Source organism: Variovorax sp. Root473, assembly GCF_001426505.1.
In the GTDB taxonomy this organism is placed as follows: domain Bacteria; phylum Pseudomonadota; class Gammaproteobacteria; order Burkholderiales; family Burkholderiaceae_C; genus Variovorax.
In genome coordinates this window covers 253,100-265,167 of record NZ_LMEV01000019.1, presented here as the reverse complement: position 1 = coordinate 265,167, position 12,068 = coordinate 253,100, and the positions used below count along the sequence as shown (strand labels likewise).

Here is a 12,068-nt window from a genome sequence, read left to right as displayed (position 1 = left end):
TCAGGCGGCGGCGGTGTCGTACGGCGCCGTCGGCTTCTCGCCCGCCAGCACCTGGAGCAGATTCGTCGTCGCCAGCTCCGCCATCGCATGCCGCGTCTCGTGCGTGGCCGAGCCGATGTGCGGCAGCGGCGTGACACGCGGGTGCGTGCGCAAAGGCGACTCCGCTGGCAGCGGCTCCTTCGCGAACACGTCGAGGCCGGCGGCGCGCAGGGTGCCGTGGTCGAGCGCCTCGAGCAGCGCCGCTTCGTTCACGGTGGCGCCGCGGCCGCCGTTGATGAACGACGCGCCCGGCTTCATGCGCGCGAAGAAAGCGGCGTCGATCATGCCGCGCGTGGCGTCGGTCAGCGGCAGCATCGCCAGCACGATGTCGGCGCGTGCGAGCAGGTCGTCCAGCGGCGTGTGCATGGCGCGGCCTTGCAATTCGGGCGCCTGCGCGGCGAGGTCGACCGCGCGACGCGAGTGATAGAGCACCGGCATGCCGAAGCCCAGCGCGGCGCGACGCGCGACGGCCTGGCCGATGCGGCCAAAGCCGAGGATGCCCAACGTCTTGCCGTGCACGTCGGTGCCGAAGAATTCTTCGCCGATGTTCCTGGTCCAGTTGCCTTCGCGCACGAGATTCGACAGCTCCACCACGCGGCGTTGCGTGGCCATGAGGATCGCGAACACCGTGTCGGCCACCGTTTCGGTGAGCACGTCGGGCGTGTGGCACAGCACGATGCCGCGCTTGTGAAGCTCGGCCAGTGCGTAGTTGTCGACACCGACCGACACGCTCGAAATTACCTCGAGCTGTGGCGCCGCATCCAGCAGCGCGGCATCGACGTTGTAGCTCGACCCGATCAGCCCGTTCGCGGTGGCGAGCGCAGCGGCAAAGGCCTCGGGCGCCTTGCGCGGATCGGCCACGATGACATGGTGTGCGGCCTGCAGGCGCGCGAGCTGGTCTTCGGGCAGCGCGCGGAACACGAGCACATTCTTTTTCGTCATGGCGTCAAAGCCCCGCTTCTTCGAGTTGCGCCCGCGTCGGCAGGCCTTCGGTGTCGCCCAGTACCTGGACGGCGCGCGCTCCGATCCAGGCGCCGCGCTTCACGGCCTCGGGCACGCTCTTGCCTTCGAGCAGCGCGCTCACCACGCCGGCCGCAAAGCCATCGCCCGCGCCCACGGTGTCGATCACTTCCTTCACCGGGAAACCGTCGACATGGCCGGTGCCGGCCACGTCGCTGTCGTAGTAGGCGCCGGCCGCGCCGAGCTTGACGACGACCAGCTTCGCGCCGCGCTCGCGATAGAACTTCGCGACGTCTTCCGGCTTGTCGTGGCCCGTGAGCAGCAGGCCCTCTTCGATGCCGGGCAGCACCCAGTCGGCGCGCGAGGCGAGTTCGTTCACCCAGTGGCGCATCGTCTCGGTGGACGACCACAGCGTGGGCCGCAGGTTGGTGTCGAACGAGATGGTGCGGCCAGCCGCGCGCATCACGTCCATGGTCTTGAGCGCGGCCTGCAGGCTGGTCTGCGAGATGGCCGCGAACACGCCGGTGGCGTGCAGGTGGCGCGCCGAACGCAGCCAGGCTTCGTCGACATCGGCCGGGCCCATATGGCTCGCGGCCGAGCCCTTGCGGTGGTATTCGATCGGCGGATCGCTGCCGTCGGTGACGCGGCCCTTGAACTGGAAGCCGGTGCGCTGCGTGGCGTCGGTGATCACGTGCGAGCAGTCGATGCCTTCGGCGCGCATGGCTGCCAGCAGCGCGCGGCCCATGGAGTCGGTGCCCAGGCGGCTGGCCCAGCCGACCTTCAGGCCGAGGCGCGACAGGCCGATCGCCACATTGGTCTCGGCGCCGGCAGTGCGCTTGTGGAACGCCTCTGCGTCTTCCAGCGGGCCGGGCCGGTCGGCCACGAGCAGCAGCATGGCTTCGCCGAAGAGCGCGACGTCGAAGGCTGTGGGTTGCGTCATGTGATGTGTGTTCTACGCGCGTGCAGCGCGGATGAAATCGATCTGCGCGCGGGTAACGGCCAGGAGGTCGTCGCCCACGAGCGGGTATTCGATGGCGTGCGGCACGTCGGCCGGCAGTGCGCGCAGCACCGCGCGCCATGGCGCGACCGAGTCGCCCAGCGGCACCGCCACCCACTTGTGCGGCAGGCGCTGCGCGCCCTTGCAATGCACATAACGCACGCGATGGCCGAGCACCTGCGCGGCCTGCAACGGGCACTCGCCCAGCCAGTGCCAGTTGCCCATGTCGAAGGTCATGCCCAGCGACAGGCCGGCGCGGTCGGCTGCGTCGAAGAAGACCTGCAGCGCGGCCAATGTGCCGGCGCGCACGGTCTGGTCGTTCTCGATCAGCAGCTCGACGCGGGTTTCGGCCAGTGCGGCCTTCAGGCCCGCGAGCGAAGCGTGCGACAAAGCCTGGAAATCGCCGATGGCCATCTTCAGTCGCCCCGCACCCACGCGCACGGCGGCGTCGAGGCCGCGTTGCAGCGCGGCGCCGTCGAGCATCCCGCCTTCGGCCCACAGGCCCTCGGGACTGGAGTAGACCGAAGCGAGGCCTTGCAACGCGGGCAGTTCCGCATCTGCATCGCGCAGCATCTCGCCGCGCACCTCGACCGAATCGGCGCCCGCGGCGCGCGAGAGTTGCGAGCACCAGAGCTGGCCATGCCGCCCCACCTCGGCCGCACCGAAGGACGACAGAGAAATCAGGACTTCGAAGGCCATCAGTGGGCTTGGTGCGAGCTGAGAATTTGCCCCAGGAACTGGCGCGTGCGCTCGTCCTTGGGGTTGCCGAAGAACTCCTGCGGCGGCGCCTGCTCGACGATCTTGCCGTCGGCCATGAAGATCACGCGGTCGGCCACGCTGCGGGCGAAGCCCATCTCGTGCGTCACGCACAGCATGGTCATGCCGTCTTCGGCCAGGCCGATCATGGTGTCGAGCACTTCCTTGACCATCTCGGGGTCGAGCGCCGAGGTGGGCTCGTCGAACAGCATGATCTTGGGCGACATGCACAGCGCGCGCGCAATGGCCACGCGCTGCTGCTGGCCGCCCGAGAGCTGGCTCGGGTACTTCTTCGCCTGCTCGGGAATGCGCACGCGCGTGAGGTACTTCATGGCCACCTCTTCCGCCTGCGCCTTGGTCATGCCGCGCGAGCGCATCGGCGCCAGCGTGCAGTTCTCCAGGATGGTCAGGTGCGGGAACAGGTTGAACTGCTGGAACACCATGCCGACTTCGGCGCGCACCGCATCGACGTTCTTGCCGCCCGCGGTGAGGTCGATGCCATCGACCACGATGCGGCCCTTTTGCACCGTCTCGAGGCGGTTGATGCAGCGGATGAGCGTCGACTTGCCCGAACCCGAAGGCCCGCAGATCACGATGCGCTCGCCCTGGCGCACCGACAGGTCGATGCCGGTCAACACCTGGAATTCACCGTACCACTTGTTGACCGCTTCCATGCGGATGATCGATTCCGTCGTCATGCCAGGATTCCTTCTTCTTCAGCCTCGGGGGCTCACTGCATCTTGGGCAAATCAGCCTGCAGCCACTTTTGGTAGAGCTTGTTCAGCTCGCCGTTGGCGGTGTTCTTCTGCACGAATTCATTCACCGCCTTGTGCAGCTCTTCCTGCCCCGGACGCATCGCGATGCCCATCGACTGCTGCACCAGCGTGAACTTGTTTTCGAAGGTGTTGGCCGGCACGCGCTTGGCGATCTGCGCTGCCACCGTGACCGAGCAGCCGATCGCATCGACCTGGCCCGAGATCAGTGCCTGCATGGCCGAGGCGTCGTCATCGAAGCGGCGAATCTCGGTGCCTTCCGGTGCGGCCTTGGTCACGGCCACGTCCTGCGTCGATGCGCGAGCCACGCCCACGCGCAGGCCCTTGAGGTCGCCAGCGGCCTTGATCGAGGTCTTGGTTGCGCCGTACAGCACGATGGTGGCGGCCGCGTAGGGCTGCGAGAACTGCACCTGCTTGGCGCGCTCGGGCGTCACGGCCAGTGAAGCCACCAGCAGGTCGACCTTGTTGGTCAGCAGGAAGGGAATGCGGTTCGGGCCGGTGACCGGCACGATGTTGGCCTTCACGCCCCAGTCTTTCGCCAGCAGCTTGGCCACGTCGGCGTCGTAGCCGTCGGGCTGGTTCTTCGCGTCGGTGGTGCCGTAGGGCGGAAAGTCGACCAGCATGCCGATGGTGATCTCGCCCTTCTTCTTGATGTCGGCCACGGTCTGTGCCGAGGCGAACGGCGCGAACACGGTCAGGGCGGCGCCAAGGCCCAGGGCGGCGAGCGCAACGCGGCGGGTGGTGGAACGGGTCATGGGATGTGTCTCCTGAAAAAGAAAGGAAGCGACGAGAAAAGGGAAGGCGAAAAAAGTGCGGTGATCAGCGGGCAAGCGCCAGGGCGCGCTTGCGCTCCATGCGCGCCGCGAGCAGCGACAGCGGCCAGCAGATCACGAAGTAGATGGCGGCCACCACCGAGAACACGATGAGCGGCTGGAAAGTGGCGTTGTTGACGATCTGTCCGGCCCGCGTGACCTCGACGAAACCGATGATGGCCGCCAGCGAGGTGCCCTTGATGATCTGCACCAGGTAGCCCACCGTGGGCGCCAGCGCGATCTTGAAAGCTTGCGGCAGCACCACGTCGCGCATGCGCGCCGCGTACTTGAGGTTCAGCGCCTGCGCCGCCTCCCACTGGCCGCGCGGAATGGCCTGGATGCAGCCGCGCCAGATCTCGCCGAGGAAGGCCGCGCTGTTCAGGATGAGCGCCACGCCCGCAGCCACCCACGGGTTGATGTCGAGCCCCAGCACCGGCGCGCCGAAGAACACGAGGAACAGCTGCAGCAGCAGCGGCGTGCCCTGGAAGATCTGGATGAAGGTGGTCGAAATGCCGCGCGCCCAGCCGGACTCCGACGTGCGCATCAGCGCGATGATGAGCCCCAGGATCGCGCCGCCCACGAAGGCGATGGCCGACAGCGCAAGCGTCCACTTGGCCGCTTCGAGGATGAAAAGGAATTCGGGAAAGCCGAAAGTGCGCATGGTGTGTGCTCCGTCCGTCGTCGTCAGTTACCGGCGGTCCGGGTAGTTGAGCGTGCGCTTGTAGATCAGCTTGAACATGGCCGAGAAGGCCAGCGCCAGCGCGAGGTAGATGCCGGCCACGACGATGTAGATCTCGAAGCTGCGGAAGGTCTGCGACTGCAGGTTGGCGGCCACCGAGGTCAGGTCGTCGGCCGAGATGACCGACACCACCGCCGAACTCAGCATCAGCAGGATGAACTGGCTCGTGAGCGCCGGGTAGATCGCCTTCAGCGCGGGCTTGATGATCACGAAGCGGAAGATTTCCCAGGGCTTGAGGTTGAGCGCGCGGCCCGCCTCGATCTGGCCCTTGGGAATCGACTCGATGCCCGCGCGGATGATCTCCGTGGCGTAGGCGCCCAGGTTCACCACCATCGCCACCAGTGCGGCCGTTTGCGGCGACCAGCGCAGGCCGATGGCCGGCAGCGCGAAGAAGAAGAAAAACAGCTGCACGAGGAACGGCGTGTTGCGGATCACCTCGATGTACGCGTTGACAATGAAGCGCAGCCAGCCCGGCCCCGAGGTTTTGCCCCAGGCACAGAAGATGGCCACCACCAGCCCCAGCAAGGTGGCGGTGAGCGAAAGCTGCACCGTGATCCACGTGCCCTTGAGCAGCAGCGGCCAGGCGGCAAAGACGGCGTCGAATTGGAACTGGTAGTTCATGGCGGAGCGTGGTGGGCGGGGCCGTGCACGGACCTTGGAAGGAATGCTTGCAGCTTATATGAAACCGGTTTCAGTCCAATCTAGGGATTCCCCTAGGTGGGCGTTTTGCCCTACCCGCCTGCCTACACTGGCGCCATGCCGAACCCCCATGCGGACCCCGTGGACACCACCTCTCTCCCGGCAGGCACCCCGGCTGGCAGCCCCGTCGTGCAGCATTTCCGGCAGGCGCTGCTCTGGCCCTTGCGCCTCGTGCCGGCGCCCGGCGCAGCGCCCGCGCACCACGGTCCCTGGCATGTGCTGCGCGACATGGGCGACGCCTCGCCGTGGCGCGAAGAGGTCGACGAATACACCGGCGACAGCGGCCGCTTCCACGAGCGGCACTACAACGAGTTCGTGAGCTTCCTGCCGTATGTGCAGCGCTTCCTGTACGGCGAAGGCCGATCGCGCAGCAGCAGCGACGGCACGGGCAACGACGGCGACTCCCCGATGCGCGTGTTCCGCCGCCGCGACATCGCGGCCGTGCGGCTGGTGGCGCACCCGGGCGAGGCGCCTGTCACCCTCGACGTGATTCACTGCGACCTGTACTTCTTCTTCGACATCGACGTGGTGCTGCTCAACCTCGAGGTTGGCACCGACCACCTGAGCCTCGCGCAGGCGCAGGACATCCTCTACCGCTTCGGCCGCGCCTACCCCTCGGGCTGGGAGGCCGACGGCGCCGCCCTGCACTGCATGGCCAGCGTCGAGTGGCTCGGTGCCGACGGTCGCGTGCTCGCTGCCTCCGACGCGCAGCAGCGCGATGCGTTCCTCTCGCACGTGGCCCAGCACCGCGCGCCGCGCATCGCCGCGCACTGGGCCTACCTGATGCAGCCGCTGGTGAGCGACCATTCGGACGACCCCGGCGTGCTGCGCTACCGCCAGATCGAGTACTACCGCATGCCGGTGATGGCCTACCTGTCGCTGGACGACCCGCGCCGCCTCACGCGCGATGATTTCGTGCGCCTGGCGCTCGTCACGGGCGCGGGCGGGGCCGACGCCCACCTGCCCTATGCCGAGCATCACCTGGCCGACTTCGAGCACACCTACTGCTACGACCGCTTCTGGGTGAACGCAGGCGCGGCGCCCAACACACGCTACCTGTGCAACGGCCACGCACTCATCGTGGTGGGTGACGCGCGCTCCGAGTTCTTCTGCTGCCGCGACCGCGGCGTGCTCGCGCAGTTCAGGCACCAGCACTTCCTGCTGTTCCTCATCGCGCATTTCCAGAAGGCCTCGCTGCTGATGTTCTCGGACCAGCTGGTCGAGGCGCTCAAGAAGCTCGACATCCGCAGCACCCCGAGCGTGAAGCAGTTCAAGCGCGCCATCCGCGCGAGCTTCGAGCGCTTTTTGCGCTTCACGCACCGCTACTGGTTCCATGAGATTTCCGAGCAGGCGCAGGTGCGCGCGCTCTCGCACATGTGCGCCGGGCACCTCGGGCTCGATCCGCTGTACGACGAGGTCAAGGCGCGCATCGCCGACATGAACACCTACCTCGATGCCGACAGCCTGCGCCGGCAGGCCAGCACCGTGGTTCGGCTCACGGTGGTCACGCTGTTCGGCCTCATCGGCACCGTCACCACCGGCTTCCTCGGCATGAACCTGCTGGCCGAAGCCGACGCGCCGCTGTGGCGCAAGGCGATCTGGTTCGGCGTGGTGTTCGTGCTCACCACCTGGCTCACGATCTACACGATGGTGAAGTCGCAGCGGCTGTCGGACTTCATCGATGCGCTGTCGAACGACCGGCTGAGCTTTCGCGGCAAGCTGGCTGCGCTGGCGCGGGTGTGGCGGGCTGGGGCGGACTGAAGGTTTGGTTCAGGGCGACGCTCACGCCGACGGGGGACATTCGCGGAAGGAAGTGCCCGGCGGCCTGTGCACGCACCCCGAACGCCATCCCGATCAATCGCCGAAAACAACGCCCGCGCTGTGGATCGCGCGGATTGGCACGCCGAAGCTCGTGATGTCCGACAGCGTCGCGTTGTGGTGCGCGCGGATGAAGGCGCCCTTGGCGTGCGGCTTGTCGTGCGAGGTGTGGGCGTCGGCCGCCAGCACCACCTCGTAGCCCAGGGCGGCGGCGCGGCGCACCGTGGTGTCCACGCAGAACTCCGACGAATAGCCGCAGACCACCACGCGCCGCACGCCCTGCCCCGACAACCACGCCTCGAGCGGCGTGCGCAGGAACGAGTCGGGCGTGGTCTTGCGCAGGCGCGCGTCCGCCGGCGTCACCTGCAGGGCACCGGCCAGCTGCCAGCGCTCGGAATCGAACTCCAGGTCGATGGCGTTCTCGTGCTGGACGAAGGCCACCGGCACGCCCGCCGCGCGGGCCCGTGCCGTGAGCGCGTTGATGCGCCCGATGACCGCTTCGGCCTCGTACGGCCGGGGCGGATCGTCGCAAAGGCCGCGCTGCATGTCGATGACGAGGATGGCGGTTTTCATGGCAATGAAGGGCTGAAGCCGTGGATCGCCGGAGTATGCCGCCGGCTCGGGGATTGCCCCCGCGCGCCGAATGTTTCTGTCGCTGAAACCATTCAAAGGCCGACTCCCGCTAGTCTCGCGCCTCAAGACCAATACACATCAAGAGGGCTTTCTCATGGCTGACGACTCGGGCTCGCAAGGCGCTTATCTCCCCCGACTGCTGCGCCGCGGCGCCGTGCTCGCCACGGCCGGCTGTGCCTTTGTCGCGGGCTGCAGCAGCGCTGGCGGCGGAGAAACCCGCTACGACAACTCGCCGCAGTTCAAGAACGGCGTGTTCCAGAACATGGCCAACCCGGAGCTGTTGCCCGCGGCCAGCACGTGGCGCATCTGGTCGCGCTTCATCGTCGGCAGCAAGGTCGACACGGTGCCGGTCGACCCCATTCCGGTGCGCGCACTGACGCCCCAGGCGCTCGATGCACTCTCGGCCGACGCCAACCACGTGGTGCGCCTGGGCCACTCGTCGCACCTGCTGAAGCTCAAGGGCAAGTACTGGCTCATCGACCCGGTGTTCAGCGAACGCGTCTCGCCCTTCACCTGGGTGGGGCCGAAGCGCTTTCACAAGTCGCCGATCCAGCTGGAGCAGTTGCCGCCGATTGAGGCCGTGATCCTTTCGCACGATCACTACGACCACCTGGACGTGGCCACCATCGAGTACCTCGCCACGCGCGTGCAGCGCTATTTCGTGCCTCTGGGCGTGCGCGCCCGGCTCATCGAAATGGGCGTGCCCGCCGAGCGCGTGACCGAGCTCGACTGGTGGCAAGGCGGCGAGCATGCGGACGTGACGCTCACCGCCACGCCCGCGCAGCACTTCTCGGGCCGCGCCGTCACGCTGACCGACCGCGACCGCACGCTGTGGGCCTCATGGGTGGTGCAAAGCGGCGATCAGCGCATCTTCTACAGCGGCGACTCGGGCTATTTTCCGGGCTTCAAGCAGATCGGCGAACGCTTCGGCGGCTTCGACCTCGCGCTGATGGAAAACGGCGCCTACGACGCCTACTGGCCCGGTGTGCACATGACGCCCGAGCAGAGCGTGCAGGCCTTCGAAGACCTGCGCGGCAAGGTGCTCTATTCGGTGCATAACAGCACCTTCGACCTCGCCTTCCACAGCTGGCACGACCCGTTGGACCGCATCGCCAACCTCGCCGAGGCGAAGAAGATCGAACTGGCCACGCCGGTGATCGGCGAGGTGCTGACGGTGGGGCAGGCGCGCACCAACGTGCGTTGGTGGAGCGGGCTGAAGTAAGACGGCCTTACTTTTCCTGTTCGCGCCGTTCGCGCGCGCGCCGCACCTGGCGCGTCTCGCCGGCCCGCGCGGCGGCCTGGTTCTTGTCCAGCCGCTTCTGTGCGCGCTTCGCGCGCATGCGCCGCCCCAGGATGTAGCTGCCGAAGCCCGTGACCACGGCCAGCAGGATGCCCAGGGCACTGATGTCGATGCCGCCCAGCATCAGAGCACCCGCACGATGCTCGCGGGCTTGAAGCCCAGGTCGGCCGCCTTGCCCTTGCGCGCGCGGGTGCCGCGTGCGTTGTTGAGCGTGCGGATCTCCAGCGTCTCGTCGCGCTCCTTGCCGCCGCGGCCGATGCCGTCGATGCGCACGCTGCGGGTGTAGGCGGCGGCGCCGGCCAGCGTGTCCTTCGGCTCGAGGTCGATCAGCGTCAGGCCGCGGCCGCCCTTGGGCAGGCTCTTGAGCTCGGTGATGTCGAAGGTCAGGATGCGGCCGCCGGTCGAGGCGCAGGCCACGTGCGTGGCAGCCGGCATCGGCTCGGCGCCGCTCGCGCCGCCCACCAGCGAGGGACGGCACAGCTGCTCGCCCTCGCCCACGTCGATGAAGGCCTTGCCGCCGCGCTGGCGCGACATCATGTTCTCGATGGTGGCCATGAAGCCGTAGCCGCCCGTGTTGGCCAGCAGCAGGCAGGCGCCCACCGGGCCCGCGAAGAAGTGCGTGACGTGCGTGCCGGCATCCAGCTCGATGAGCGTGGTGACCGGCTGGCCGTCGCCGCGCGCGCCGGGCAGCGAAGCCACGGGCACGGTGTAGACGCGCACGCTCTTGTCCTTGGCGCTGCCGAAGACCAGCAGCGTGTCGACGCTGCGGCATTCGAAGGCGCCGTAGAGCGTGTCGCCCGACTTGAAGCTGTACTCGGGCGCGGCACCACCATTGCCGGCCGCCTTCTCGCTCGCCCAGCCCTTCTGCGCGCGCACCCAGCCCTTCTGCGACACGATCACGGTGACGGGCTCGTCGACCACCTTCACCTCGGCCACGGCGCGCTTCTCGGCCTGGATGAGCGTGCGGCGCGGGTCTTCGAAGGTCTTGGCGTCGGCCTCGATTTCCTTGACCAGCAGGCGGCGCAGCGTGGCCGGGCTGGAGAGGATGTCTTCGAGCTTTTTCTGCTCCTCGCGCAGGCCGGCAAGCTCCTGTTCGATCTTGATGGCCTCGAGCCGCGCCAGCTGGCGCAGCCGGATTTCAAGGATGTCCTCGGCCTGGCGATCGCTGAGATTGAAGCGCGCAATGAGCGCGGCCTTCGGATCTTCCGCCGCGCGGATGATGGCAATGACCTCGTCGATGTTCAGCAGCACCAGCTGCCGGCCTTCGAGAATGTGAATGCGATCCTGCACCTTGCCCAGGCGATGCTTCGAGCGCTTCTCGACAGTGATCTCGCGGAACGCGATCCACTCGTTGAGCATCTGGCGCAGCGACTTCTGCGTGGGCTTGCCGTCGATGCCGACCATCGTGAGATTGATCGGCGACGAGGTCTCGAGCGAAGTCTGCGCCAGCAGCGTGGTCACGAACTCGTCCTGGCTGATGCGCGAGGTCTTGGGTTCGAACACGAGGCGCACGGCGGCGTCCTTGCTCGACTCGTCGCGCACCACGTCGAGCACCGACAGCATCGCGGCCTTGAGCTGCGTCTGGTCGGCCGAGAGCGCCTTCTTGCCGGCCTTGACCTTCGGGTTGGTGATTTCCTCGATTTCCTCGAGCACCTTCTGCGTGCTCACGCCCGGCGGGAGTTCGTTGACCACGAGCTGCCACTGGCCGCGCGCGAGGTCTTCGATCTTCCAGCGCGCGCGCACCTTCAGCGAGCCACGGCCGGTGCGGTAGGCGTCGGCGATGTCAGCCGGGCCGCTGATGATCTGCGCGCCGCCCGGGTAGTCGGGGCCGGGCACGATCTGCAGCAGCTCTTCTTCGCTGAGCTTGCCGTTCGACTTGATCAGCGCCACGCAGGCATCGGCGATCTCGCGCAGGTTGTGACTCGGGATTTCGGTGGCCAGGCCCACGGCAATGCCGCTGGCGCCGTTGAGCAGCGTGAACGGCAGCCGCGCGGGCAGCAGGCGCGGCTCTTCGGTGCTGCCGTCGTAGTTGGGAATGAAGTCGACCGTGCCTTCGTCGATCTCGTCGAGCAAGAGGCTGGTGATGCGCGCCAGGCGTGCTTCGGTGTAGCGCATGGCCGCGGCGCCGTCGCCGTCGCGGCTGCCGAAGTTGCCCTGGCCGTCGACCAGCGGATAGCGCTGCGAGAAGTCTTGCGCCATGCGCACCAGCGCGTCGTACGCGGCCTGGTCGCTGTGCGGGTGGAAGCGGCCGAGCACGTCGCCGACGACGCGTGCGCTCTTCACGGGCTTGGCGCCCACGGTGCCGTTGGTGCCGCCGAAGCCCAGGCCCATGCGCGACATCGAGTACAGGATGCGTCGCTGCACCGGCTTCTGGCCGTCGGACACATCGGGCAGTGCGCGGCCCTTGACCACGCTCAGGGCGTATTCGAGGTAGGCGGTCTGCGCGTAGTCGGCCAGCGTGAGGGTGGTGTCGCCGTCGGTGGGGCCTGCAAGGTCGAGCGGGGGTTGAGAGTCGTCCATGAAGAAGAGAGAAAGAAAACAG

General features: G+C 67.6%; 12 protein-coding genes. 2 read left to right on the top strand and 10 right to left on the bottom strand.

All coding sequences use genetic code 11. The features are described 5' to 3' along the window. The 7 genes from ASD34_RS24430 to ASD34_RS24400 all read right to left on the bottom strand — a co-directional run bounded on the left by ASD34_RS24430 (position 1) and on the right by ASD34_RS24400 (position 5,697). Positions 1–981 carry a 2-hydroxyacid dehydrogenase gene (locus ASD34_RS24430; protein ID WP_056583299.1) on the bottom strand — a complete coding sequence of 327 codons (981 nt, stop codon included), beginning with the start codon at positions 979–981 and terminating at the stop codon, positions 1–3. A 4-nt stretch (positions 982–985) separates the two neighbouring features. After that, complete coding sequence (locus ASD34_RS24425; protein ID WP_056583297.1) at positions 986–1,939, bottom strand: sugar kinase; 954 nt, start codon at positions 1,937–1,939, stop codon at positions 986–988. 12 nt (positions 1,940–1,951) lie between these two features. Beyond that, complete coding sequence (locus tag ASD34_RS24420) at positions 1,952–2,695, bottom strand: sugar phosphate isomerase/epimerase family protein (RefSeq protein WP_056583295.1); 744 nt, start codon at positions 2,693–2,695, stop codon at positions 1,952–1,954. Beyond that, the gene (locus ASD34_RS24415) at positions 2,695–3,450 is read right to left on the bottom strand and encodes an amino acid ABC transporter ATP-binding protein (protein ID WP_056583293.1); all 756 of its coding nucleotides are present in this window, start codon (positions 3,448–3,450) and stop codon (positions 2,695–2,697) included. The genes ASD34_RS24420 and ASD34_RS24415 overlap by 1 nt, the downstream gene beginning before the upstream one ends. A 32-nt stretch (positions 3,451–3,482) precedes the next feature. Continuing rightward, positions 3,483–4,280, bottom strand: coding sequence for a transporter substrate-binding domain-containing protein (locus ASD34_RS24410; RefSeq protein ID WP_056583291.1), 798 nt, complete (start codon positions 4,278–4,280; stop codon positions 3,483–3,485). 64 nt (positions 4,281–4,344) lie between these two features. After that, positions 4,345–4,998: an amino acid ABC transporter permease gene (locus ASD34_RS24405; protein ID WP_056583290.1), complete on the bottom strand. Its 654-nt coding sequence runs from the start codon at positions 4,996–4,998 to the stop codon at positions 4,345–4,347. 27 nt (positions 4,999–5,025) lie between these two features. Then, complete coding sequence (locus ASD34_RS24400) at positions 5,026–5,697, bottom strand: amino acid ABC transporter permease (protein WP_056583288.1); 672 nt, start codon at positions 5,695–5,697, stop codon at positions 5,026–5,028. Between the two features lie 135 nt (positions 5,698–5,832). On the opposite strand from ASD34_RS24400, the gene ASD34_RS24395 reads away from it, so the two are divergent. Beyond that, a complete protein-coding gene (locus ASD34_RS24395) occupies positions 5,833–7,536 on the top strand; it encodes a CorA family divalent cation transporter (RefSeq protein WP_235510234.1) in 1,704 nt (567 codons plus the stop codon). A 93-nt stretch (positions 7,537–7,629) separates the two neighbouring features. On the opposite strand, the gene ASD34_RS24390 is transcribed toward ASD34_RS24395, so the two are convergent. Further along, positions 7,630–8,166, bottom strand: a complete 537-nt coding sequence (locus tag ASD34_RS24390; protein WP_056583283.1) for a cysteine hydrolase family protein — start codon at positions 8,164–8,166, stop codon at positions 7,630–7,632. A 154-nt stretch (positions 8,167–8,320) separates the two neighbouring features. On the opposite strand from ASD34_RS24390, the gene ASD34_RS24385 reads away from it, so the two are divergent. Beyond that, positions 8,321–9,448: an MBL fold metallo-hydrolase gene (locus tag ASD34_RS24385; protein ID WP_056583282.1), complete on the top strand. Its 1,128-nt coding sequence runs from the start codon at positions 8,321–8,323 to the stop codon at positions 9,446–9,448. Positions 9,449–9,455: 7 nt separating this feature from the next. On the opposite strand, the gene ASD34_RS24380 is transcribed toward ASD34_RS24385, so the two are convergent. Together ASD34_RS24380 and parC are read right to left on the bottom strand one after the other, a co-directional pair. Continuing rightward, entirely contained in the window at positions 9,456–9,650 is a 195-nt protein-coding gene (locus tag ASD34_RS24380; RefSeq protein ID WP_235510232.1) for a hypothetical protein, read from the bottom strand. Further along, positions 9,650–12,046: a DNA topoisomerase IV subunit A gene (gene parC, locus ASD34_RS24375; protein ID WP_056583280.1), complete on the bottom strand. Its 2,397-nt coding sequence runs from the start codon at positions 12,044–12,046 to the stop codon at positions 9,650–9,652. Before parC ends, ASD34_RS24380 begins: the two co-directional genes overlap by 1 nt. Between the last annotated feature and the right edge of the window lie 22 nt (positions 12,047–12,068).